Below are 23,317 nucleotides of genomic sequence, written 5' to 3' on the forward strand. Positions count from 1 at the left end.
TTGTCATTGGGAGTCCTCTAGGATCGTCAAATCAACGGAGCGATTCAATATGTGTTTCAATAGGCTGCCAGGCTCATGCGATCAACCCGGTGAACGGTCGTCTTCCACGGTAGTGGCTAGAATCCCACGATGCCTACAGCCGTCCCGGCGACTGCGAACAGCAGCGCGCCGAGGGCGATATGGCAGGCGGCGAAGTAGAGGTTGGTGTTGAAGGTGAAGCGGGCGAAGCCTTCGCTCGGCCAGTGCCGCGGGCCGATGCGGCGGCGCAGGGCGCGGTCGGCGAGAACCACGTAGAGGGCGAAGGCGGCGAGCTGGATGGGAAACCAGGCAGGATCGTGCCTGACGCCCATCAGCAGGCGGCCGGACAGGTTGGCGGCGACGAGGAGCCGCTCGATATCGCGCACGGGAACTGCCCCGAAGCAGGTTCGAATGGCTGAATGATAGGGGCGCCACGTAACGGTTTGCCGACTGATGCGCAAACCTGAGGTGACGGAGCCCGGCAGCTAGGTCCGGCTGAAGAGGGTTGGGTAGTCCACCACGAACCCGCCCCCGTCCACCGTGAGCACCTGCTCGAAGCTGCCATCGCCGGACTGGTAGCGGTAGTGGGTGGTGTCGAGCCGGGTGTAGATCTGGCTGTCGCGGAACGGCTCGAGGCTGTCGAGCGGCACCCAGGCCATATCGAACTGTTGCGGCACGCCGTCGGCGAAGCTGGTTCGGCGGATTGGCAGGGTGTTGGTGAAGGGCGTGCCGGAGATGTCGATATCGACGCAACCCTCGAGCCCGGGCGCGCGCTGGCCGTTCACCTTCCAGTCGCCCAGCCCGTTCGACAGCAACCGGAGCACGCGGCCATCGTGCAGGCGGAGAGTGAGGGAGCGGAAGGTCCAATCGGGTTCGAGCTGGATGTCATACTGGGCGCCGTAGGCGAAACCTTCGAACTCGCCGATCAGTACGCTGCGGACATTGATGCCGTCAGGGCTTTCCCAGACACGGCAATGTTCAAGCCCGACCTCACCGACTGGCTTCCAGCGGAGGTCGAGCTCGAAAGGCATCATCGTCGTCGTCGTCAGAGGGTCTTGGCGAACGCAGCCGTCATGTCGGCCATGCGGTTCGAGAAGCCCCACTCGTTGTCGTACCAGCCGAGGATGTTGACGAAGTTGCCGTCCATCACCTTGGTCTGGTCGAGCAGGATCGTGCAGGAATGCGGGTCGTGGTTGAGGTCGCTCGACACCAGCGGGTGCGTGGTGAAGGTCATCACGCCCTTGAGCGGGCCGTTGGCGGCCGCGATCAGCGCATCGTTGACTTCCTGCGGCGTGGTGTTGCGCTTGGACACGAACTTGAGGTCGACGAGCGATACGTTCGGGGTCGGCACGCGCACCGAGATACCGTCGAGCTTGCCCTTGAGCTCGGGGAGCACGAGGCCGATGGCCTTGGCGGCGCCGGTCGAGGTCGGGATCTGGCTCAGCGCGGCGGCGCGGCCGCGGTAGAGGTCCTTGTGCATGGTGTCGAGCGTCGGCTGGTCGCCGGTGTAGCTGTGCACCGTGGTCATCATGCCCTTCTCGATGCCGACGAGGTCGTTCATGACCTTGGCCATCGGCGCGAGGCAGTTCGTGGTGCACGAACCGTTGGAGATGACGACGTGCTCCTTGCCGAGTTTGTCGTGGTTGATGCCGTAGACGACGGTGAGGTCGGCATTCTCGGCCGGGGCCGAGACGATCACCTTCTTGGCGCCGGCGGCGAGGTGCGCGGCGGCCTTGTCACGGGTGGTGAAGATACCGGTGCACTCGAGCACGATCTCGACACCGAGCTCCTTGTGCGGCAGCTGGGCCGGATCCTTGACCGCGGTGACCTTGAACTTCTGGTTGCCGGCGGTGATGACGTCGCCTTCGACCTTCACTTCATACGGGAAACGGCCATGCACGCTGTCGTAGCGCAGCAGATGGGCGTTGGTCTCGACCGGGCCGAGGTCGTTGACGGCAACGACCTCGATATCGTTACGACCGCTTTCGACGATGGCGCGCAGGATGTTGCGGCCGATGCGGCCGAAGCCATTGATTGCGACGCGTACAGCCATGATGGCTCCTTGAGCAATTCTGGAAGTAGAGAGGAGAGGCGCGGTCTCTTACAACTGCGCCTTGACGGCTTCAACTGCCGCCTGCGCGGTGATGTGGAAGTGCTCGTAGAGTTTTTCGGCCGGGGCACTGGCGCCGAAGGAGTGCATGCCGACGAAGCGGCCCTTGTCGCCGAGCAGCTTCAGCCAGCTCATCTCGATGCCGGCCTCGATCGCCACCTTGGCGCGCGGCTTGCCGATCACCTCGTCGCGGTAGGACTGCGGCTGGTCGAAGAACAGCTCCATGGACGGGACCGAGACGACCTTGGCGTTGATGCCTTCGGCCTTCAGCAGCTCCAGTGCCGAAACGGCGATGGCGACCTCGGAGCCGGTGGCGAAGATGACCACGTCGGCATTCTTGTCGCCGGCGATGACATAGGCGCCCTTGGCGGACAGGTTGCCTGCGACGGTTTCCGTGCGCAGTGCCGGCAGGTTCTGGCGCGAAAGCGCGAGGATCGACGGCTTCTCGGCCTCGATGGCGAGCTGCCAGCACTCCAGCGTCTCGACCGCGTCGGCCGGACGGAAGACGAGCAGGCCCGGGATGGCGCGCAGAGTCGACAGGTGCTCGACCGGCTGGTGGGTCGGACCGTCCTCGCCGAGGCCGATCGAGTCGTGGGTCATCACGTAGATGACCTTCTGCTCCATGATGGCCGAAAGGCGGATGGCCGGGCGCGCGTAGTCGGTGAAGACGAGGAACGTGCCGCCATAGGGGATCAGGCCCCGGTGCAGCGCAATGCCATTCATCGCCGCCGCCATCTCGTGCTCGCGGATACCGTAGCGCATGTAGCGGCCGGTACGGTCCGTGGCGGTGAAGGGCAGGGTCTCGGGCGTATTGGTAAGGTTCGAGCCGGTGAGGTCGGCGGAGCCGCCGATGGTTTCGGGCAGTATCTTGTTGATCACCTCGAGCGCCATCTGGCTCGACTTGCGGGTCGCGACCTTGGGCTTGTCGGCGACGAGCTTGGCCTTGAAGGTCTCGATGGCCTCGTTCCAGCCCTTGGGCAGTTCGCCCCGGACGCGGCGCTCGAACTCGGCGCGCTTGTCGGCTGGTGCGGCGGCGAGGCGGCCTTCCCAGGCGCCGCGCTCGTTGGCGGAACGACGGCCAGCGGCGCGCCAGGCGTTGAGCGTATGGCTCGGAATCTCGAAGGCCGGGTAGTCGATGCCGAGCTTCTGCTTGGCGCCGGCCAGTTCGGCCGCGCCGAGCGGCGAGCCATGGACGCCATGCGAGTCGGCCTTGGTGGGCGCGCCAAAGCCGATGATGGTCTTGGCGGCAATCAGCGTCGGCTTGTCGGTCGACTTCTTGGCGTCGAGCAGAGCCCTCTCCACCTGATCCTGGTCGAGGCCGTCGATCTCGATGGTGTTCCAGCCACTGGCCTTGAAGCGGGCGATCTGGTCGGTCGAGTCGGCGTTCGAGACGCGACCGTCGATCGTGATGTTGTTGTTGTCCCAGATGACGACTAGCTTGTTGAGCTTGAGGTGGCCGGCCAGCGAGATGGCCTCCTGGCTCACGCCTTCCATCAGGCAGCCGTCACCGGCGATCACCCAGGTGTAGTGATCGACGATATCGGAGCCGAATTCGGCGGCGAGCTTGGCTTCGGCGACGGCGAAGCCGACCGAGTTGGCGATGCCCTGGCCGAGCGGGCCGGTGGTGGTCTCGATACCGGCGGCGAAGTGGTATTCCGGGTGACCGGCGGTCTTGGAGCCGAGTTGGCGGAAGTTCTTGATCTCCTCGATCGTCATGTCCTCGTAACCGAGGAGGTAGAGCGAGGAGTAGAGCAGCATCGAGCCGTGGCCGGCCGAGAGGATGAAGCGGTCGCGGTCGAACCACCAGGGATCCTGGGGATCGAACTTCATGACCTTGGTGAAAAGCACCGTCGCAATGTCCGCAACGCCCATCGGCAAGCCGGGGTGCCCCGAGTTGGCTTTCTCCACCGCGTCCATTGAGAGCGAGCGGATGGCATTGGCCATTTCATTGGCTTGGGCGGAGTTGGGCATGGGACCTGCTTTCGGCTGGCGGTGAAAAAGCCCGGAAACCGGGCGCCCCGCACCCTCCTAGCAAGGCGGCGTTGAGGCTTAGCAGGTTCCCTTGACCTGTCAATGTCGCCTCCCGGAGGGGGTGCAGTTGCCACGGCGCTCCAGCTTTGCGCTATAGTCGTAGGTGGAATCGCTATTTTTCCGCGACGGGGGGCACCGTGGCCGAGCCAGGCTCCGAGGATGGATATGAGGCAGCCGCCAGCCGGCTGGACAAGGCGTTTGCGCGCCTCGAAGCCAGCGTGCGCAGCCTGAACGGCCGGATCAGGGCGCATAGCCGGATCGAAGCGGACACGCAGAAGCTGATGGGCGAGCGCCAGCGGCTCGCCTCCGAGCTCGACAAGGTGTCAGCCAAGGCGAAGCGTCTCGACGACAGTTCGGCTGAGGTGGCGCGCCGGCTGGTCGTCGCCATGGAGTCGGTGCGCGAGGTTCTCGCCAAGGGAGAAACCTGATGCCCGAGGTCAATGTCGACATCAACGGCCGCAAGTACCGGATGGCCTGCGAGGAGGGGCAGGAGGAGCACCTGCTCAACCTGGCCCAGCAGTTCAACCGCTATATCGACGGCTTCAAGGGCGAGTTCGGCGAGATCGGCGACAACCGGCTCACGGTGATGGCGAGCATCGCCATTCTCGACGAACTGGCCGAGGCGAACCGCAAGATCGGTGAACTGCAGCAGGACGTTGCGAGCCTCAGCCGCGCCGGCGAGGCCATTTCGCACGAAGCCGAGGCGCTCGAGCAGAAGTTCGCCAAGCGCCTCAACGACGCCGCCCGCAAGATCGAGGCAATCTCCCAGGCCATCGACGAGACCGGCGCCGGGCCGGGCGGCTAGTTCTTCCGCACAATGCAGGCGCCGCCGGCGTCCTGCAGCTGGGCGCAGAGTGCTTCTGCGTCTTCGCGCTTCTCTCGACCGATCATCGCAATGTGTCGAAGCCGCGGGCCGAAGCTGGGGTTGCGGGCCATCAGCAGCATCATCTTTTCGTCGCCGATGACCTTGGAATAGGCGGCCTGGACGCGCTCGAAGCGGCGGACGACGACACCTTGCGAGAAGTTCTGGGCCAGCATCACGCCCCAGGGCTTCCACTCGCTGGGCGGCCGGTCCATGCGCGGCACTTCCTCGGCCTCGGCCATCTTCACGCAGGATTCGAGGAAGCCGCCAGACTTGTTTAGCGCGTAGTCGACGTTGTCGACATCGGTGAGCCAGGCTTCGGCCGCCAGGCCAGTGATGATCTGGACATACTTACGGGTCTCGCCCGGCAGATAGCCGCCCGCGTTCACATAGCTCGAGGCGCGCGCCTCACCACTATTGTAGGCGACCGCGGCGAGGCCGAGGTTGCCGTACTTGTTGGCGAGGAAGCGCAGGTAGCGTGCCGATTTCGCCAGCGCCTCGCTCGGATCGAAGGGGTCGGCGAGGCCGCGCAGCCGGGCCGTCGAGGGGATGAACTGGGCGATGCCCTGGGCTCCGGCGGTGCTCAGCGCCGCAGGGTCGAAGCGGCTCTCCTGCCAGATCAGGCGGGCGAAGTAGCCTTCGGGCAGGCGCTCACGCCAGGCGAAGATGTTGATGGCGCTGCAGGTGTCGCGGAAGAAGTGCTCCTGGCGGATGCAGACCGCCGTCCAGGGCGGAGCCGCAGGATCGGCGAGGAAGCATGAGCGGGGCGCATCGGTCTTCTCGGCCTCCACCGCCGGGACGGCGGAGGAGAACAGCAGGCTCAGAAGCGCAAATCCTAGGCCGATCAGGGGTCCGGCACGCATGATGGGGGAGGCTAGCCACGCCTCCCGGCGCATTCAAGCGCAACGCCCTGGGAAAGTTTGCCAAAGTTTTCGCGGCATTCTCGGGGTTGTACTTAGGTCAGCTGTTGAAGCGGCCCGGCTCCCAGTTCGCCAGCACGGCCTGTTGCAGGTCGATCTCCTCCATGATCTCACGCAGTACCTCGTCGTCGAGCTTGCGTTCGTCGCGGGCAGCAACGAGCGCGGCGCGGCGGGCTTCGAGCACGGTGCGTCCGAGATCGAGCACGAGTTGGTCGTGGTCGCTGTGCGACTGCCGCTCGGCTTCGTTGCGGACTTCGGTGCGGCCTGGATGTTCCGGCCCTCGGCCCAGATGGTCACCGCGAGTGCCGCGACCATGACGATCAGGATCTGTGAAACCACTGGCGAACCGGGCCTTGCTGCGTGCTTATGTGGGTCTCAGGCATGAAACAGAAAGAAACCGACTTGGCGTCGGCGCCATTGCCCTCCTATATTGTGATAGCTGCCCGGCGCGTGTTGGATCATTTTTCCCCGGGGCCGTACTGATCCTTATGGGAGCTGTCCCCGCCCGGACCCGTGGGTTCGGGCACACGGCGCCCACCTACGTAAGTAGGTTCCCGGGATCTGTATCCCACGGCCAGGGCGGCACCTGAATTCTCGCCAGAAAGCCTCGATGAGCGACGCAACGATCGAAGAAGCGAAAGCGGCGCTCAGGGCGGCGGCGCACAAGAAGCGGGCGGCCTTCCACCCCTCGCTGCGCGATGAAGCCGCCAAGGCCGCGGCGGCGCACTTCCTCGATACGATCCCGTTGCGGCGCGACGAAGTCATCGCAGGCTACTGGCCAATCCGCGACGAGATGGACGTGAAGAGCCTCCTGGGACGGCTCATGGACACCGGCCAGCCGGTCTGCCTTCCCGTCGTCCTCGGCGACGAGCAGCCGCTCGAGTTGAGGCTCTGGGAGGAGGGTGCTCCGCTCTACGAGGCCGGCTTCGGCACGCTGGCTCCGGCCGAGGAGGCGCCGCGCGCCGAGCCCGACGTGATCCTCATGCCGCTCCTTGGCTTCGATCGCCACGGCACCCGGCTGGGCTATGGTGGCGGCTATTACGATCGCACCCTTGCCAGCCTGCACAAGCGCCCGCGCCTCATCGGCTTTGCCTTCGCCTTGCAGGAAATTGACCAGATCCCGCGCGACGCGCACGATGTACCGCTCGACGCGATCGTCACCGAGCAAGGCGTCCGCCATTTCGAAAAGGCCCCCGTTACGTGAGATTGCTGTTTCTTGGTGACGTCGTCGGTCGCGCCGGCCGCGACGCGGTAGCCGACCGGCTCGCGGGTCTCATCGAAAAGCACAAGTTCGACTTCGTCGTCGTCAACGGCGAGAACGCGAGCCATGGCCGCGGGCTGACCGAGGGGCATTTCAGCGAGATCAGGGCGGCGGGCGCCGACGTCGTGACGCTGGGGGACCATGCCTTCGACCAGCGCGACACGCTGAGCTACATCACGCGCGAGCCGACACTGCTGCGGCCGATCAACCTGGCGCCCGGCACGCCCGGTCGGGGCGCCAATCTCTACGAGAGCCGGAACGGCTACCGCGTGCTGGTTATCAATGCGCAGGGCCGGGTGTTCATGGACCCGGTCGACGATCCGTTCCGCGCCGTGGAATCGGCCGTCGCCGCCTGTCCGCTGGGCGAGCAGGCCGATGCGATCGTCCTCGACTTCCACACCGAGGCAACCTCGGAGATCCAGGCCATGGGGCATTTCCTCGACGGCAAGGTCAGCCTCGTGGTCGGAACCCACACGCACATCCCCACTGCCGATCATCGCATCCTCAGGGGTGGGACGGCGCTGATGGCCGATGCCGGCATGTGCGGCGACTACGACTCCGTGATCGGGGTCGAGGTGGATGAGCCGCTCAACCGCTTCCTCACCGGCATCGCCAATGCGCGCTTCACGCCGGCCGAGGGGGAGGCGACGCTCTCGGGCGTCGCAATCGAGACCGATCCGGGGACGGGCCTTGTCACCAGGCTGTTCCCTGTCCGGGTGGGGGGTACGCTCGCGCAGGCCGAACCCGCGTTCTGACGGACCGTCTTCACATCACCGGGCGGTTTCAATATAAGCCCGGCCATCAATTTCTGGCTCTGACAACACGAGGAGTGACCGCATGGCCGGCCATTCACACGCCAAAAACATCATGCACCGCAAAGGCAAGTCCGATGCGGCGCGCTCGAAGGTCTTCTCCAAGCTCGCGCGCGAAATCACCGTCGCCGCCAAGCTCGGCATGCCCGATCCTGCCTTCAATGCCCGCCTACGCCTCGCGGTGCAGAACGCTCGCGCACAGTCGATGCCGCGCGACAATATCGAGCGCGCCATCAAGAAGGCGTCGGGCAATGACGGCGAGAACTACGATGAGATCCGCTACGAGGGCTACGGTCCGGGTGGCGTTGCCGTGATCGTCGAGGCACTGACCGACAACCGCAACCGCACTGCGTCGAACGTGCGCTCCACCTTCTCCAAGAATGGCGGCGCGCTGGGTGAAACCAACTCGGTCGGCTTCATGTTCGATCGCGTTGGCGAAATCTTCTACCCGGCATCGGTCGGCTCGGAAGACAAAGTGATGGAAGCCGCCATCGAGGCCGGCGCCGACGACGTCGAGAGCGACGACGACGGCCACTGGATCTACACCGCGTTCGAGTCCCTCAACGAGGTAGCTGCCGCGCTGGAGAAGGTGCTGGGCGAGGCGGAATCGGCGAAGTTCATCTTCAAGCCACAGAACGAAGTGCCGGTGGATGCCGAGAAGGGCGCGACCCTGCTCAAGCTGATCAGCATCCTCGAAGAGGACGACGACGTGCAGAACGTCTACGCAAACTTCGACATTTCCGATGAAGATATGGCCAAGATCGAAGCCTGATCAGGCCGCTGCCGCCGGCAGCGTTTCATAGTGCGAGATGGACGCGACCGCGACCTGGTTGCGTCCATTCTGTTTTGCGGCATAGAGCTGCTGGTCGGCGATGCGGAAAAGCTCGGTAAAGGGCAGGTAGCGGTCGTAGACAGCGCCGCCCACGCTCACGGTCAGCGGGTGCCGCTTGCCTTCGGGAACGAACTCGATGGCGGTCACCGCGATCCGCAGGCGCTCGGCGACTGCCTCGGCGACGAGTTCGCTGGTGCCGGGCAGGAATACTGCGAACTCCTCACCGCCGATGCGGCCCACCTTGTCGGCGGTGCGCAGGACGCCACGGATGGACTTGGCGATCAGCCGCAACGCGGCGTCGCCGTGCTCATGGCCGTAGGTGTCGTTGATGTCCTTGAAGTTGTCGGCATCGATGACGAGCAGCGAACCACGGGCGCCATCGGGCGCAAAGCGCGCATCGGCGAGGGTTTCCTCGACCTCGTCCGTAAAGGCAGCACGGTTGAGCAGCTTGGTCAGGCTGTCGCTGGCGGCGTGCTGGCGCAATAGCTCATGGGCTATCGCCAGCTCCCGCAGCTTGCTGAGGAGGAAGAACAGCAGCGGGAACGCAAGCCCCATCGGCACGAGTACATCCACGGCGATGGCACGCCGCAACTCGTCGGGGTTCAGGTTGGCGAAATTGAAGGAGTCGACGAAGACAGCGACGGCAATGCAGCCGAGCGTTCCCAGCACTGTCCAAAGAATAACGCGACCCCAGCCGGTGGGCGAAAAATCCAATGCACCGTCCTCGGCAGACCACGGAAAACCGGGGGACGGTAGCCGCGGGGGGTTGCGAAGGCCTGAAGCGCCGCGGTGCGATTTTATCTTTCGGCCAGCCCTGAGGCCAGCCGGGCAACCGCGGCGTCGTCGATGCTGCCGCCCAGCTTGACCCGGTTCCTGCCACCGTTCTTGGCGCTGTAGAGACGGCGATCAGCCACGCGGAACAGTTCGGCGAAGCTGACTTCCCCGGCACAGACGGCGCCGCCGATGCTCACCGACAGCCGTTGCACGAGGCCGTCGGAGGTGACGAACAGGGCGTTGACCGCAGCGCGTATCCGCTCGGCCGCGTGGTGGGCACTCTCGAAGCCGGCGCCGGGCAGGTAGACGCCAAACTCCTCGCCGCCGATGCGTCCGACCAGGTCGGTATCCCGGACGGACTGCCGGATCGCTTCCGCGACCATCTGCAGCACCTCGTCGCCACGATCGTGGCCGAAGCGGTCATTCACGCTCTTGAAGTTGTCCGCGTCGATGACGAGCAGGGCGCCGGACCCGCTCGCCTGGCTAAGGCACTTGCCGACCCGCCCGGTGAAGGCGCGACGGTTCAGGCAGTTGGTCAGCGAGTCCGTCGATGCGAGGGTTTCGAGGCGGCGATTGGCGTCGCGCAGCTTGGCCGACTGAATCTGGAAGTACAGCAGCATAGGGCCGCCGAGCAGGATCGGAAGGATGGCGGCGGCAATCGCCCCAGCTAGGTTCATGCCCTGCGAGAGAATCTGCATGACGATTTCGGAGAGGGCGACGGACGCCAAGGCACTGAGGATCGCGACCACCAGCGTCCTTCGCCAGACTTGCGCCCAGGCCGAAGCCGGCAACCTGATCGTATTCATCGCGCGCCCCAGATAGTTCGGGCAGACCGATAGGGGGCAATGCTTGAGTGCGAATTAACTCGGTCGCTCACATCGCGCCTAATCCCTCTGCTTTGTTTCCGTTTCGTTCACAAAGGCCTTGGTAGGGTCCGCGACCTGGCCTAATGCTCGGGAATGACGGAAACCGTGCGAATCATCGGCATCGACCCCGGACTCAGGCGCTGCGGCTGGGGGATCATCGAAAGTGTGGGCAACCGGCTGGCCTATGTCGCCTGCGGCACAATAACGCCGCCGACCGACGCTGCGCTCGCCGATCGGCTGGTCGAGCTGCATCGCGGCATCACCACAGTGCTCGACGAGTTCGCACCGGACGAGGCCGCGGTCGAGGAGACGTTCGTTTCGGCCGGGGCGCGTTCGGCCCTGCAACTGGGCCAGGCGCGCGGGGTCGTGCTGATGACGCCGGCGCTGCGCGGCTTGCCAGTGGGCGAGTACGCGGCAAACCTCATCAAGAAGTCGGTAGTCGGCACCGGACACGCCGAAAAGGGCCAAATCCAGATGATGATCAAGATCCTGCTGCCGACCGCCAGCTTCAAGGGAGCCGACGCAGCGGATGCGCTCGCCATCGCCATCTGCCATGCGCACCACCGCGCCATCCGCAAGCTGAGCATCCCGGCATGATCGGCAAGCTCAAGGGTCTCGTCGACGGGTTCGGCGACGACTTCGTGCATGTCGATGTGAACGGAGTGGTCTACGAAGTTTTCTGCTCGGCCAAGACGATGGCCTCGATGCCCCAGGTCGGGCACGCCTCGGTCGTCCATATCGAGACCATCGTGCGCGAGGATATGATCCGGCTCTACGGCTTTTTCACCGAGGCCGAGAAGGCGTGGTTCACCACGCTCATGACGGTGCAGGGGGTGGGCAGCCGTGTCGCCCTCGCCATCCTGTCCGTGCTAACCCCATCCGAGCTCGCCAGCGCCATCGCTCTGCAGGACAAGGCCATGGTCGGTCGCGCCAACGGCGTCGGCCCCAAGCTCGCCGTCCGCATCATCACCGAGCTGAAGGGCAAGGCCCCAGCGCCGGGCGCCATAGATGCCGGCGTACTCGGGCTGCAGGCAGCACTCGGCGAAGGTGTCGCCTCGGGCAATGTCGCCGACGCTGTCTCGGCGCTGACCAACCTCGGCTACTCGAGCGCCCAGGCCTCGGCAGCGGTGGCACGCGTCGTGGGCAAGGAAGGCGAGAGCCTCGCGACGGACAAGCTGATCCGGCTGGGATTGCGGGAGCTGAGCAGTGGCTGACCTGACCTCCGCCACCGCCGGGCGCGACGATCCGCTGGACGTCTCGCTCCGCCCGTCCGGTTTCTCCGAGTTCATCGGACAGGCCGAAGCGCGGGCCAATCTCGAGGTGTTCATCCAGGCGGCGAAGCATCGCGGTGCGGCGCTCGACCATGTGCTGTTCGTGGGACCGCCCGGCCTGGGCAAGACGACCCTGGCCCAGATCGTGGCGCGCGAACTTGGCGTCGGCTTCCGCGCAACCTCGGGTCCAGTGATCGCCAAGGCGGGGGACCTCGCGGCCCTGCTGACCAATCTCGAAGAACGCGACGTGCTGTTCATCGACGAGATCCACCGGCTCAACCCGGCGATCGAAGAAGTGCTCTATCCGGCGATGGAGGACTATCAGCTCGACCTGATCATAGGCGAGGGTCCTGCGGCCCGCTCGGTGCGCATCGATCTTGCGAAGTTCACACTGGTCGGCGCCACTACCCGCGCGGGGCTGCTCACCACGCCGCTGCGCGATCGCTTCGGCATCCCGATCCGTCTGAACTTCTACACGCCGGAGGAACTGGTGAAGATCGTCGAGCGCGGTGCCCGCCTGCTCGGCACACCCATGGCGCCAGATGGGGCGATGGAAGTGGCGCGCCGGTCAAGAGGCACGCCCCGTATCGCAGGCCGGCTGTTGCGCCGGGTCACCGATTTCGCGCTGGTCGACGGTGCGAAGGAAATCACCCGCTCGGTCGCCGACAAGGCGCTGCTGCGGCTCGATGTCGACGCGCGCGGGCTCGACCAGCTCGATCGTCGCTACCTCAAGGTGATCGCCGACTTCTACGGCGGCGGCCCCGTCGGCATCGAGACCATCGCCGCCGCGCTAAGCGAGCCGCGCGATGCGCTCGAGGAAATCGTCGAGCCCTACCTGATCCAGCAGGGTTTCATTCAGCGCACCCCGCGTGGCCGCATGCTGACGGCGCTGGCCTTCCAGCACATGGGTGTCAGTGTCCCGCAAGGCTTCGTCGGCATGCAGGGGAGCCTGTTCGAGGAGCCGGGCGACGATACATGACGACGCCCCCTACCATCGATCGCAGGATGATCTCCTTTCCCGACGGTGATCGGTTGTTCACCTGCCGGGTCGGGGCGATCGTCCGGCGCAACGGTCACGTCCTCGTTCATCGCGTGGTGGGCGATGACTGGGTGGTGCTGCCGGGGGGGCGACTCGAGCTGGGCGAGGCAAGCGATGTCGCCGTCGTGCGCGAGATCGGGGAGGAACTGGGCGTCGCCGCCGAGGTCGGTCCGCTTCACTTCCTGTTGGAGGGCTTCTATCGCGACCGCGGCCGTACCGTGCACGAACTCGGCTTCTACTACGAGGTCTCGCTGCCGGATGCCTTTCCGTTCAGGGTTGGCGAGGTGTGCCACCGTATCGAGGATGGCGGAGTGATGCTCGAGTTTCTTTGGGTGCCGTCGGACGAGGCGGGCCTGAACGAGGCGAACCTCTATCCCGGCATCCTGCGCGACCGGCTGGCAGAGCCGCCGGCGACGACCACCCACCTGATCGTCAGCGAGCTATGAGCATCAGCCATTTCACCGCGCGGGTTTACTACGAGGACACGGATTTCTCGGGAAACGTGTACCACGCGGCGTACCTCCATTTCTTCGAGCGGGCTCGGACCGAGTTCCTGCGCGAGCGTGGCATCCATCATTCCGAGCTGGTGAAAGACGGGATCGCCTTTGCGGTGCGCTCGATGAGCATCGACTTCAAGGCCGCCGCGCATATCGACGACCTGCTCGAGGTGACGACCGAAGTTGCCTCGATGACGCCGGCCCGGCTGAATCTCGTTCAGTCGATCCATCGCGACGGGGTGGAAATCACGCGCGCCGAGGTGCAGGTGGTGGCGATCAAGACCAGCGGCGGTGCGGTGCGCATGCCGCGCGAGCTCGCCGCGCTGCTCAAGGCATAGCAGAGGCCGCCCAGGGGCGGCCTCTGGTCAATCGTGGCAGATGCTTGCCCTACATGGCGGCAGGTTTCACCTGACCGCGGATCTCGCCGTCAGGATGCGCGGCAGTGTGGATGTTGAAGTACCACTGGCCATTTTGCAGCTGGCTGATCTGCTCGTCGGTCAGCGTCGCGTTGCCGCTGATCGGGCTGGCGAGGGCGCCCTCGATGGGCACGACCGGGGCGGCATTGGCCCCTTCAGCTGCCGGGCCGTGGAAGTGGGCGGCGGTCGCCTCGCCACTCAGGCCTTCGTAATTGATGGTCCAGGTGAAGACCTTCGAGTCGGTGTCGAGCGAGGCCTCAACCTTGCCGGTTGCGGTCGTTTCCACGGGCGGGACTTCGGCGGCGCCGGTCAGGTCTGCGGTGAAGTTCTCCATCGCGGCCCAGGCGGGCAGGCACGACAGTGCGAGAAGGGCGGTCGCACCGAGCAGGGCAGGGGGCAGATAACGCATAGTACCTTCCTCCACATCTTGTTGGTGCCGGCAGCGATCCCCCTCTCTGCGGGCTGCCCCCACAACGCCAGCTCGCGTCGGCCAGTTGCGCCGCGCCGATCTGTCGCGATCACAGGAACGCGATGAATCCCTTTCTTAACACTTGCTTGACCATAACTAAGGCAGTGCATCCCGAGCGCTGCCAAAGGTCCGGAAATCCGGGCTTTTCTCTTAAATTTGACAAATTTGGACCGCATCGACCCGACGATCAGGATTCGGTCGTAGTGGCCGGACTGAGAAGGACCCTTACATGGAAGCCATGGATGCCGTTGGCACGGTCGCTCCGCATGCCGACCTTTCGATCTGGGCGCTGTTCTGGCAGGCCGACCTCGTCGTAAAATCAGTGATGATCGGGCTAGTCGCAGCCTCCGTATGGTGCTGGGCCATCATCGTCGACAAGTCGATGCTGTTCGGCCGCGTGCAGCGCGAGATGAACCAGTTCGAGCGCGTCTTCTGGTCCGGCCAGTCGCTGGAAGAGCTCTATCAGCAGATGAGCGAGCGTCCCTCCATCGGGTTGGGCGCGGTGTTCGTCGCGGCGATGAAGGAGTGGAAGCGCAGCCACGAGCAGAACGCGTCCTCGTTCATCGGCGTGCAGGGTCGTCTCGACAAGGTGCTCGACGTGGCCATCGCACGGGAAAGCGAAGCGCTGGAGAAGCGACTCGGATTCCTTGCTACTGTGGGCTCGGCTTCGCCCTTCATTGGCCTCTTTGGTACGGTATGGGGCATCATGAACGCATTCACGGCCATCTCGGCCGCTTCGAGCACCAACCTCAGCGTAGTCGCAGGGCCGATCGCCGAGGCGCTGTTCGCGACCGCGCTCGGACTGCTCGCCGCTATTCCGGCGGTTATCGCCTACAACAAGCTCTCGGGTGATGCGAACAAGCTGATCGGCCGGCTCGAAGGCTTCGCCGACGAGTTCTCCACTATCCTCAGCCGGCAGCTCGAAGCGCGGGGCGCCCGCTAATGGCAATGGCCGTATCGAGTGGGGGCAATGGGGGCGGTCGCCGTCGTGGGCGCCGTCGTGGCGGCGGTGCCAAGCCCATGAGCGAGATCAACATCACCCCGATGGTCGACGTGATGCTGGTGCTGCTGATCATCTTCATGGTGGCGGCGCCGCTGATGACGGTGGGCGTGCCGATCGAGCTGCCGCAGACGCAGGCCAAGCAGCTCGACACCGAGCAGAAGCCGATCACAATCTCGGTCACCAACGAGGGCGCAATCTTCCTCGATGACAATCCGGTGACGCTCGAGGACCTGACGAACCAGGTCGCGGCGGTTGCCGTCAACGGTACAGAGGACCGCATATACGTGCGTGGCGATCTCGCAGCCAACTATGGCTCGGTGATGCAGGTGATGGGCGCGCTGTCAGGCGCTGGCTATGCCAAGATCGGCCTCATCACGGAACAGGCCGCGCAGCAGCAGGGCCAGTGAGCTGATGCGCACCGGGTTCACGGTTTCCACCATCGGGCATGTCGGACTGATCGTTCTCGCGGTCGTCGGCATCGGCATGGGGCGGCCGATGGACGTATCGCCGGTGGAGTCGATCGCGGTCGATCTGGTGCCGATTACGGAGTTCGACAACATCCGAAGGGGCGTGCTCGATAGCGAGATCGTCGAGACCGAGGCGCCCTCGATCACGCAGTCGGAGGTGCCACCCGAACTGGCGCAGCCCACGGGCAATACGCAGGAAGACCAGCCGACGCCGGCCGACAACGAGAAGGTCACCCCTGCGCCGACAGAAAATGCGGCGCCCGCGCCCGAGGCAGCTCCGGAACCAACTCCCGAGCCGGAGCCGGTTGAAACGCCGCCGGAGCCGGCAGCACGTCCCGAGCCTGCGCCGCAGCCCGAACCGGAGCCCGCTCCAGAGCCGGAACCGGCGCCCGAGCCGGAACCGGCCCCCGTCGCAACACCGACCGAGACCCCTGATCCGGCCGAAGCCGCGCCCAAGCCACGCACGCATACTGCATCGCTCGAGCAGAAGCGCGCCGAGTTCAAGAAGCAGCAGGAAGCGCAGAAACAGAAGCAGGCCGAGGAGAAGGCGGCAGAGGCCGCGAAGAAGCAGGCCGAGGAAGAAAAGAAGCGCAAGGCCGCCGAAGAGCAGAAGCGCATCGAGCAGGCCAAGGCCGACGAAGCCAAGAGGCTCGCCGACGAGGTCGCCAACATCATCAACAACGAGGACTCGCGCGGCGCGACGACGGGGCAGGGTGGCCAGGCCACCCTCGGCAAGGAAACCGGCCGCTCCGCGACGCTCAGCCAGTCCGAGATCGGTGCCCTGGTTGCGCAGATCCGTTCCTGCATTACGATGCCGGCCGGCGCCGAGGACGCCGATGCACGGGCGGAGTTCACGTTCACGATTGGCAACGACGGTATGGTGGTCGGCAGGCCGCAGATGACCAGTTCGCCGGCCAGTCAGATTGAAGACGCCTATGCCCGTGCGGTGTCGCGCGCCCTGCAGCGCTGCGGCCCATACACGATGGCAATGGGCCAGGACATTCGAGCCCAATTCTTAGCGCGGGAATTCTGAGTGAGCCTTGCGCCAAAAAGACAGATGGAGACGTAAGATGCCCCTGATCACCCGGCGCAACGCGCTGAAACTCGGCCTCGCCGGCGGTGCCTTCGCGCTTGCTACACCATCGCAGGCGCTGGTCGAGATCGTCGTCACCGGTGGTAACTTCACCCCGCTGCCGATCGCCATTCCCGACTTCGCCTCGTCCGACCCGGCCTTCGGCGCCGAAATTGCCGAGATCGTGCGCGCCAACCTGCGCCGCTCCGGTCTGTTCGTGCCTCTCGATCCTGCAACCTTCCCGTCCCGCGTCGGCGATGTGCAGAACGAGCCCGATTTCGCAGCCTGGCGCGCGGCTACGGTCGATGCGCTGGTGATGGGTTCGGTGGAGCGCGGCGCGGAAGTATCGTCGCAGGTCCGCGTCTGGGACACCCAGGCTTCGGCGCAGGTGGTCGGCAAGTCCTATCGCACGGATGCGCAAAACTACCGCCGCATCGCGCACATCGTCTCAGATGCGATCTATTCCGCCCTTTCCGGCGGCACGGGCTACTTCGATACCCGCATCCTCTACGTTGCGGAGACCGGTCCCAAGGCCAACCGCGTGAAGCGCCTCGCCATCATGGACCAGGATGGCTTCAACGTGCAGTATCTGAGCTCGGGCAAGGCCCTGACGCTCACGCCGCGCCTGTCGCCGGATGGTGGCTCGGTTGCCTTCACCTCCTATGAGGACGGCAATCCGCAGGTTTACGTTGCAGGCCTCGGCGGGGCCTCGAGGAAGCTGATCAATGGCGCGCCGATGTCGTTCGCGCCACGCTTCTCGCCCGATGGCGGCTCGGTGGTGTTCTCGGTGTCGAACGGCGGCACGACCAACGTCTATGCGGCCGGTGTCGGCGGCGGCAATCCCACCCAGCTCACCAGCGGTGCGGCGATCGATACCTCGCCCTGCTATTCACCCGATGGCTCGCGCATCGTATTCGAGAGCGATCGGGGCGGCAGCCCGCAGCTCTACATCATGGGCGCGGGCGGCGGCGGGGCGCAGCGTGTCTCCTATGGCGAAGGCATCTATTCCACGCCGGTCTGGTCGCCGCAGGGCGATCTCATCGCCTATACACGCCAGTCGGGCGGCCAGTTCCACATCGGCATCATGAAGCCCGACGGGTCGGGCGAGCGTATCCTGTCGTCCTCGGGCCAGGTTCAGGAAGGTCCGACCTGGGCTCCGAACGGCCGCGTCATCGGTTTCTTCCGCGAACCTGGCGGCGATGCTGGCCCGAGCCTGCACTCGATCGACATCTGGGGCCGCAACGAGCAGAACCTCGCCACCGAATCCTTCGCGTCCGACCCGAGCTGGTCGCCGCTCAGGGGGTAACAGCCCCGGAAGTAACGGCATGGAGACTGGTGGCTGCTCGGCCGCCGGCTGCTGTGCAGCGCCTTCCCTCCAGACGGAATCATGAAGCCAGTCGCGGTGCGATCATCGCGGCTGCCAGGGGTGGTCTATTGAAGTCGACGGCCGGGCAACACGTACGAGAACGTTAGCATCCTCCACCGGCTCATCACCGATTTGTGGCCGTGTCCTCCTGGCAACACCCACGGAGAAGCCCGGAATCTGGTCACATTCGTGCCCCAATGACCAAGAATTAACCAAGCGCGACAACCCCGGCTTAACATTACCGGCGGTATAAATTCGCCAATCAAATTCGTCCGACTAGGAGACAAAACCGGATGCGTTCTGTAACGCCCCTTACTGCCGTATTGCGCGCTGCCGCGCTGGTGGTTCTCGTGGTCGCCGTAGCGGCCTGTTCGCGCAATGGTGCTGGCGGTACCGGCGTAGGTAACCTCGGCCCGGGCGGCGGTGCTCCCGGCAGCCAGCAGGAATTCCTCGTTTCCGTCGGCGATCGCGTGTTCTTCGAGACCGATTCCTCGAACCTCACGCCCACTGCCGTGGCCACCCTCGACAAGCAGGCGCAGTGGCTAAACCGTTATACCAACTACCGTATCATGATCGAAGGTCATGCCGACGAGCGTGGTACCCGCGAGTACAATATCGCGCTGGGCGCACGTCGCGGTTCGATCGTTGTGAACTACCTGGTGTCGAAGGGCGTCGACCAGCGCCGCATCACCACCAAGTCGTTCGGCAAGGAACGTCCTGTGGCCATCTGCAATGATATTTCGTGCTGGTCACAAAACCGCCGTGCTGTGACGGTCGTACAATAGGTCGAGCGGGCTTCGGGGCGGGGCGCTGCTCATTCAGCGGCGCATTTCCCGTGCGTAATCCCCGAAGTTTGTTCGCTGGAGGCAAGAGCGCCGGGCGCCGCGTTGTTGGGCCCGGCGCTTTCTTTTTGTCGAAATCTTGCGCTAATCCAATGCTGTGCAGAAATTGGCCTGCTCAGACCCCGATGGAGCATCGATGCTGAAACTCCCTCCCATCCGCGGATCGGCCGTCGTCCGGCCCGCGCTTTTGGCCACTTTGTTCACGGCCGTAGCGATGCCTGCGCTTGCCGCCGGCGGCGATTTTGCGCTCACCCCTGACGCATCGGCGTCGCGGCCGGTGGCGGAAACGCGCATCCATGTGGCGCAGAACCAGCAGAACACGGCCCAGCTGCTCGTGCGTATCCAGGATCTCGAGAACCTGATCCGCACGCTCACGGGTCGGATCGAGGGGCTGGAGTTCCAGCTCACCCAGATGCAGACGCAGCTCGCCAAGCAGGCCGAGGACAACGAATTCCGGTTCCAGGAACTGGAAGGCGGTGCTGGGGGAAAACGACAGGCGGCAGCGCCAACTGACGGCGCGACGCCGTCCGATACGCTGCCGCAGACCCCGGCCCAGCAAGCACCTGTCGTCGCCGCAACGCCGGAGCAGCCGGCCGCGGGAGCGCCGCAGGATGACCTTCCCCTCGTCGATCTCGGCGATGGCGAACCCATGGACGGCGAGCCCATGCACGGTGACGTGGGCGATTCGGCCGATCCCCTGCTCAGGGGCGGTGTCGACCAGCTCGGCGCCTTGCCGGACGACCTGAGCCTCGACAGCGGACGTCCGCTCGACCTGTCCCTCGATGGAGGCCCCATCTCCAGCGGCGATGCCAAGGCGCAGTACGATGCGGGCTATGACGCCATTACCCGTGGCGACTATGCCTTTGCCGAGGATCAGTTCGGCCAGTTCGTGGCGCTGTATCCCGACGATCCGCTTACGCCCGACGCGATCAACTGGCTCGGTGAAGCGCTGATCCAGCGTGGTGCCTTCACCGACGCCGCACAGGTCCTCGCGGACGGCTACACCAAGCATCGCGAGAGCAAGCGCGCACCGGACATGATGCTCAAACTGGGCGTGGCGCTGGTTGGTGCCGACCAGGTGGATGTCGGCTGCCGGACCTTCTTCACGCTCAAGCAGCGGTACCGCGATCTGTCCCCCGCCTTTCAGAAGCGGCTCGACGAGGAGCAGCAGAAGGCGAAATGTCCCGTGACCAACTGATCGACAGCGAGGCGGTCTTCGCCCCGCTGTCCCAGTTCCGCCGTATCGGGCTCGCCGTCTCCGGCGGGCCCGACAGCCTGGCCCTGATGCTGCTGGCCGCCGACTACGCGCGGACACACGACCAGCATGGTCGCTTCACGGTCTATTCCGTCGATCACGGTCTGCGACCGGAAGCGGCCGATGAGGTCAGGTTCGTCGTCGAGACCGCCGGTCGACTCGGTTTCGCCGCCCGGGGCCTGCGCTGGGAAGGCGAAAAGCCCACCACAGCCGGCCAGCAGGCGGCGCGTCAGGCGCGCTACGCCCTCATCGCGGCCGCCATGGCTGAGGATAGCGCCGAGATTCTCGTCACCGCCCACCACCTGGGCGACCAGTCCGAGACGGTGGTGATGCGGCTTGCCCATGGCAGCGGCGTCGAGGGCCTGCGTGGCATGGACTATTTCGCCAAGGTGGCGGGGTTGGCCATCTGCCGGCCGCTGCTCGGGGTCGATCCGGCCGATCTCGCGGCCCTCGTCGCCGCCGCCGGGCTTACACCGGTCTTCGATCCCAGCAACAAGGACACCGACTACGAGCGCGTGCGCTGGCGCCAGATGCTGCCGCAGCTGGCGGCACTCGGCCTCGATCCGCGGCGCCTCTCGCGCTTTGCCGATCGCATGCGAGATGCCGACGAGGCCATCACAGCCATGGCCACCACGATCGGGGTCGAGGAAACGCCTGGCGCGGCCAGCCTTCAGCGCCAGGCGCTCATCGACGCGCCCCGTGCTGTTGCGATCCGAGCCATGGCGAACCTGCTGCGGCAGGTTGGCGGAGCACGCAAGCCGCATGACCTCGCGCCAGTCGAGGCGCTCACAGATCGGTTACGAGCCGAGGTAGCCCTGAAGCGGACAAGTTTGCATGGTTGTCTGGTGTCCAGTGATGGCACGACAATCGTCGTGGCGCGGGAACCAGGCCGTTCAGGCAAGGTTCAAAGCCGCAGGGATACGGCGGCCCCGTGACGTGGAATTAACCGGAAGAGAGCAAGCTGGCTCGACTTTCCGGCCAAACCGCCGCACCAGTCTACCTTGTAAGGCACTAGGGCGACGCCTACATTCGCCCTAACTTCCCGGCCCCCTTCCGGCCGGCTTCAGGACAGGATGATGAACGTCAATTTCCGGAACTTCGCCATCTGGCTGGTGATCTTGTTCATGCTGATGGGCCTGTTCCAGGTCTTTCAGTCGTCGACCCGCTCCATCGCGGTGTCGGACAAGAGCTATAGCCAGTTCGTTTCCGACGTGGACGCAGGCAGCGTTAAGTCGGTGACCATTACCGACAATATCGTCTCAGGCGAGCTCAGCAACGGCAGCAAGTTTGAGACCGTGCTGCCGCAGGGCGCCGATATCATTTCGCGCCTCGAGGACCGCGGCGTGCAGATTACGGCCCACCAGCCGGAGTCGAGCCCCTTCTGGGGCATGCTCCTCACCTCGTGGCTGCCGTTCCTCGTGATCATCGGCGTGTGGTTCTTCTTCATCCGGCAGATGCAGGGTGGGGGCCGTGGCGGTGCCATGGGCTTCGGCAAGAGCCGCGCCAAGCTGCTGACCGAGTCGCAGGGCAAGATCACCTTCGAGGACGTCGCCGGTGTCGACGAGGCCAAGCAGGATCTCGAGGAGATCGTGGAGTTCCTCCGCGATCCCGGCAAGTTCCAGCGCCTGGGCGGCAAGATCCCGCGCGGCGTGCTGCTGGTCGGCCCGCCGGGTACCGGTAAGACGCTCATCGCGCGCGCCGTCGCCGGCGAAGCGAACGTGCCGTTCTTCACCATCTCGGGTTCGGACTTCGTTGAAATGTTCGTCGGCGTGGGCGCTTCGCGTGTCCGCGACATGTTCGAGCAGGCCAAGAAGAATGCCCCGTGCATCATCTTCATCGACGAGATCGACGCCGTCGGCCGTCACCGTGGCGCAGGCCTTGGCGGGGGCAACGACGAGCGTGAGCAGACCCTCAACCAGCTGCTGGTCGAGATGGACGGCTTCGAGGCGAACGAGGGCATCATCCTCATCGCGGCGACCAACCGTCCGGACGTGTTGGACCCGGCGCTTCTGCGTCCCGGCCGCTTCGACCGCCAGGTCGTGGTGCCGAACCCGGACGTGCAGGGCCGCGAGAAGATCCTCAAGGTTCACGTCCGCAAGGTTCCGCTCGCTCCCGATGTCGATCTCAAGGTTCTCGCGCGCGGTACTCCGGGCTTCTCCGGCGCCGACCTCATGAACCTCGTCAACGAGGGTGCCCTGCTTGCGGCTCGCCGCAACAAGCGCTTCGTCACCATGGCGGAGTTCGAGGACGCCAAGGACAAGCTGATGATGGGCGCCGAGCGCCGCACCCTCAGCATGACCGACGAGGACAAGAGGCTCACGGCTTATCATGAGGCCGGGCACGCGCTGCTCGCCATCAAGATGGAAGCCTCGGACCCGATCCATAAGGCCACCATCATCCCGCGCGGTCGCGCGCTGGGCATGGTGATGCGCCTGCCGGAGCGTGACCAGGTCTCGCTGACCCGCCGCAAGGCCTATGCCGACCTCGCAGTCGCCATGGGTGGGCGCGTCGCCGAAGAGGAAATCTTCGGCTACGAGAAGGTGACCTCGGGCGCCTCGGCCGACATCAAGATGGCCACGGGTCTCGCCCGCGCCATGGCGACCGAGTGGGGCATGTCCGACAAGCTCGGCCCGCTGCTCTACGGCGACGCGCAGGACGAGGTGTTCCTCGGCCGCTCGATGATGCAGCGCAACACCCACATGTCGGACGAGACCCAGCAGGTGGTCGATGCCGAGGTGAAGCGCTTCGTCGACGAAGGCTACCAGACGGCGCAGAAGGTCATTCGCGAGTACATCGACGACCTTCATGCCATTGCCAAGGCGCTGCTCGAGTACGAGACGCTGACCGGCGACGAGATCCGCGGGCTGCTCGAGGGCAAGATGCCCCTGCGCCCCGAGGATACCGATCCTCCGGTCAAGTCGACCGGCGTGCCGACGGCTGGCAAGACCGGCAAGAAGCGCCCCGACGCCGACCCGGGCACCGCGCCCGAGCCGCAGCCGGGCAGCTGACACCAGCCAAGATCCCACAAGGGCCGCTCCAAAAGAGCGGCCCTTTCGTTTAGCAGGCCCACGGCTGCCTACATGGCCTCAGTGATTGCCGGTGGCGCCGTCGCCACACTTGCGAGGTCGCCCGCA

Annotated in this window: 27 protein-coding genes and 1 other RNA gene; 19 read left to right on the top strand and 9 right to left on the bottom strand. The window is 65.2% G+C overall.

Annotation, left to right across the window (positions count from 1 at the left end; translation table 11 throughout):
* Positions 1 to 116: 116 nt before the first annotated feature.
* The 4 genes from PRN20_RS15150 to tkt all read right to left on the bottom strand — a co-directional run bounded on the left by PRN20_RS15150 (position 117) and on the right by tkt (position 4,099).
* On the bottom strand, positions 117 to 404 hold the full coding sequence (locus tag PRN20_RS15150) for a hypothetical protein (protein ID WP_273958374.1): 288 nt from the start codon (positions 402 to 404) through the stop codon (positions 117 to 119).
* Positions 405 to 503: 99 nt separating this feature from the next.
* The gene (locus tag PRN20_RS15155) at positions 504 to 1,052 is read right to left on the bottom strand and encodes a putative glycolipid-binding domain-containing protein (protein ID WP_273958375.1); all 549 of its coding nucleotides are present in this window, start codon (positions 1,050 to 1,052) and stop codon (positions 504 to 506) included.
* A gap of 11 nt (positions 1,053 to 1,063) precedes the next feature.
* Positions 1,064 to 2,071 (bottom strand): type I glyceraldehyde-3-phosphate dehydrogenase, encoded by a 1,008-nt coding sequence (gap, locus tag PRN20_RS15160; RefSeq protein ID WP_273958376.1) that lies wholly within the window; start codon positions 2,069 to 2,071, stop codon positions 1,064 to 1,066.
* Between the two features lie 48 nt (positions 2,072 to 2,119).
* A complete protein-coding gene (gene tkt, locus PRN20_RS15165; protein WP_273958377.1) occupies positions 2,120 to 4,099 on the bottom strand; it encodes a transketolase in 1,980 nt (659 codons plus the stop codon).
* Positions 4,100 to 4,296: 197 nt separating this feature from the next.
* Between tkt and PRN20_RS15170 the strand changes: the two genes are divergently transcribed.
* Positions 4,297 to 4,587, top strand: a complete 291-nt coding sequence (locus tag PRN20_RS15170; protein WP_273958378.1) for a DUF4164 family protein — start codon at positions 4,297 to 4,299, stop codon at positions 4,585 to 4,587.
* The gene (locus PRN20_RS15175) at positions 4,587 to 4,964 is read left to right on the top strand and encodes a cell division protein ZapA (RefSeq protein ID WP_273958380.1); all 378 of its coding nucleotides are present in this window, start codon (positions 4,587 to 4,589) and stop codon (positions 4,962 to 4,964) included. Before PRN20_RS15170 ends, PRN20_RS15175 begins: the two co-directional genes overlap by 1 nt.
* Here PRN20_RS15175 and PRN20_RS15180 read toward each other — a convergent pair.
* Together PRN20_RS15180 and PRN20_RS15185 are read right to left on the bottom strand one after the other, a co-directional pair.
* Positions 4,961 to 5,884, bottom strand: coding sequence for a lytic transglycosylase domain-containing protein (locus PRN20_RS15180; RefSeq protein ID WP_273958381.1), 924 nt, complete (start codon positions 5,882 to 5,884; stop codon positions 4,961 to 4,963). The two genes, PRN20_RS15175 and PRN20_RS15180, sit on opposite strands and share 4 nt — an antisense overlap.
* 97 nt (positions 5,885 to 5,981) lie before the next feature.
* Positions 5,982 to 6,146, bottom strand: coding sequence for a hypothetical protein (locus tag PRN20_RS15185; RefSeq protein ID WP_273958382.1), 165 nt, complete (start codon positions 6,144 to 6,146; stop codon positions 5,982 to 5,984).
* A 228-nt stretch (positions 6,147 to 6,374) separates the two neighbouring features.
* On the opposite strand from PRN20_RS15185, the gene ssrS reads away from it, so the two are divergent.
* From ssrS to PRN20_RS15205, 4 genes are all read left to right on the top strand, one after another.
* Positions 6,375 to 6,531: non-coding RNA, 6S RNA (gene ssrS / locus PRN20_RS15190), on the top strand.
* A 20-nt stretch (positions 6,532 to 6,551) separates the two neighbouring features.
* Complete coding sequence (locus tag PRN20_RS15195) at positions 6,552 to 7,145, top strand: 5-formyltetrahydrofolate cyclo-ligase (RefSeq protein ID WP_273958383.1); 594 nt, start codon at positions 6,552 to 6,554, stop codon at positions 7,143 to 7,145.
* Positions 7,142 to 7,957, top strand: a complete 816-nt coding sequence (locus PRN20_RS15200; protein WP_273958384.1) for a TIGR00282 family metallophosphoesterase — start codon at positions 7,142 to 7,144, stop codon at positions 7,955 to 7,957. The genes PRN20_RS15195 and PRN20_RS15200 overlap by 4 nt, the downstream gene beginning before the upstream one ends.
* An 82-nt stretch (positions 7,958 to 8,039) precedes the next feature.
* Complete coding sequence (locus PRN20_RS15205) at positions 8,040 to 8,786, top strand: YebC/PmpR family DNA-binding transcriptional regulator (RefSeq protein WP_273958385.1); 747 nt, start codon at positions 8,040 to 8,042, stop codon at positions 8,784 to 8,786.
* On the opposite strand, the gene PRN20_RS15210 is transcribed toward PRN20_RS15205, so the two are convergent.
* On the bottom strand, positions 8,787 to 9,560 hold the full coding sequence (locus PRN20_RS15210) for a GGDEF domain-containing protein (RefSeq protein ID WP_273958386.1): 774 nt from the start codon (positions 9,558 to 9,560) through the stop codon (positions 8,787 to 8,789).
* An 83-nt stretch (positions 9,561 to 9,643) separates the two neighbouring features.
* Positions 9,644 to 10,426, bottom strand: a complete 783-nt coding sequence (locus tag PRN20_RS15215; RefSeq protein WP_273958387.1) for a GGDEF domain-containing protein — start codon at positions 10,424 to 10,426, stop codon at positions 9,644 to 9,646.
* Between the two features lie 153 nt (positions 10,427 to 10,579).
* Between PRN20_RS15215 and ruvC the strand changes: the two genes are divergently transcribed.
* Genes ruvC through PRN20_RS15240 form a run of 5 tightly spaced genes read left to right on the top strand, consistent with a single transcriptional unit; the run spans position 10,580 to position 13,631 of the window.
* Positions 10,580 to 11,083, top strand: a complete 504-nt coding sequence (gene ruvC / locus PRN20_RS15220; RefSeq protein WP_273958388.1) for a crossover junction endodeoxyribonuclease RuvC — start codon at positions 10,580 to 10,582, stop codon at positions 11,081 to 11,083.
* Positions 11,080 to 11,700 (top strand): Holliday junction branch migration protein RuvA, encoded by a 621-nt coding sequence (gene ruvA, locus PRN20_RS15225; protein ID WP_273958389.1) that lies wholly within the window; start codon positions 11,080 to 11,082, stop codon positions 11,698 to 11,700. The genes ruvC and ruvA overlap by 4 nt, the downstream gene beginning before the upstream one ends.
* A complete protein-coding gene (ruvB, locus tag PRN20_RS15230; RefSeq protein WP_273958390.1) occupies positions 11,693 to 12,736 on the top strand; it encodes a Holliday junction branch migration DNA helicase RuvB in 1,044 nt (347 codons plus the stop codon). The genes ruvA and ruvB overlap by 8 nt, the downstream gene beginning before the upstream one ends.
* Positions 12,733 to 13,242, top strand: a complete 510-nt coding sequence (locus tag PRN20_RS15235; protein ID WP_273958391.1) for an NUDIX hydrolase — start codon at positions 12,733 to 12,735, stop codon at positions 13,240 to 13,242. The genes ruvB and PRN20_RS15235 overlap by 4 nt, the downstream gene beginning before the upstream one ends.
* A complete protein-coding gene (locus tag PRN20_RS15240; protein WP_273958392.1) occupies positions 13,239 to 13,631 on the top strand; it encodes a YbgC/FadM family acyl-CoA thioesterase in 393 nt (130 codons plus the stop codon). Before PRN20_RS15235 ends, PRN20_RS15240 begins: the two co-directional genes overlap by 4 nt.
* Positions 13,632 to 13,680: 49 nt before the next feature.
* Here the strand turns inward: PRN20_RS15240 and PRN20_RS15245 are convergent, their stop codons facing one another.
* Complete coding sequence (locus PRN20_RS15245) at positions 13,681 to 14,118, bottom strand: CHRD domain-containing protein (RefSeq protein WP_273958393.1); 438 nt, start codon at positions 14,116 to 14,118, stop codon at positions 13,681 to 13,683.
* 298 nt (positions 14,119 to 14,416) lie between these two features.
* Between PRN20_RS15245 and tolQ the strand changes: the two genes are divergently transcribed.
* The 8 genes from tolQ to ftsH all read left to right on the top strand — a co-directional run bounded on the left by tolQ (position 14,417) and on the right by ftsH (position 23,191).
* Positions 14,417 to 15,121, top strand: a complete 705-nt coding sequence (gene tolQ / locus PRN20_RS15250) for a protein TolQ (protein ID WP_273959032.1) — start codon at positions 14,417 to 14,419, stop codon at positions 15,119 to 15,121.
* Complete coding sequence (tolR, locus tag PRN20_RS15255; protein ID WP_273958394.1) at positions 15,121 to 15,588, top strand: protein TolR; 468 nt, start codon at positions 15,121 to 15,123, stop codon at positions 15,586 to 15,588. Before tolQ ends, tolR begins: the two co-directional genes overlap by 1 nt.
* 88 nt (positions 15,589 to 15,676) lie before the next feature.
* Positions 15,677 to 16,681 (top strand): hypothetical protein, encoded by a 1,005-nt coding sequence (locus PRN20_RS15260; RefSeq protein WP_273958395.1) that lies wholly within the window; start codon positions 15,677 to 15,679, stop codon positions 16,679 to 16,681.
* 37 nt (positions 16,682 to 16,718) lie between these two features.
* Entirely contained in the window at positions 16,719 to 18,026 is a 1,308-nt protein-coding gene (gene tolB / locus PRN20_RS15265) for a Tol-Pal system beta propeller repeat protein TolB (RefSeq protein ID WP_273958397.1), read from the top strand.
* A gap of 353 nt (positions 18,027 to 18,379) precedes the next feature.
* Positions 18,380 to 18,871 carry a peptidoglycan-associated lipoprotein Pal gene (gene pal, locus PRN20_RS15270; protein ID WP_273958398.1) on the top strand — a complete coding sequence of 164 codons (492 nt, stop codon included), beginning with the start codon at positions 18,380 to 18,382 and terminating at the stop codon, positions 18,869 to 18,871.
* A 271-nt stretch (positions 18,872 to 19,142) separates the two neighbouring features.
* Positions 19,143 to 20,126: a tol-pal system protein YbgF gene (gene ybgF / locus PRN20_RS15275; RefSeq protein WP_273958399.1), complete on the top strand. Its 984-nt coding sequence runs from the start codon at positions 19,143 to 19,145 to the stop codon at positions 20,124 to 20,126.
* Positions 20,108 to 21,118, top strand: a complete 1,011-nt coding sequence (gene tilS / locus PRN20_RS15280) for a tRNA lysidine(34) synthetase TilS (RefSeq protein WP_273958400.1) — start codon at positions 20,108 to 20,110, stop codon at positions 21,116 to 21,118. Before ybgF ends, tilS begins: the two co-directional genes overlap by 19 nt.
* 141 nt (positions 21,119 to 21,259) lie before the next feature.
* Positions 21,260 to 23,191 (top strand): ATP-dependent zinc metalloprotease FtsH, encoded by a 1,932-nt coding sequence (gene ftsH, locus PRN20_RS15285; protein ID WP_273958401.1) that lies wholly within the window; start codon positions 21,260 to 21,262, stop codon positions 23,189 to 23,191.
* Positions 23,192 to 23,317: the final 126 nt, after the last annotated feature.

The sequence above is a fragment of the Devosia sp. ZB163 genome (assembly GCF_028613635.1).
In the GTDB taxonomy this organism is placed as follows: domain Bacteria; phylum Pseudomonadota; class Alphaproteobacteria; order Rhizobiales; family Devosiaceae; genus Devosia_A.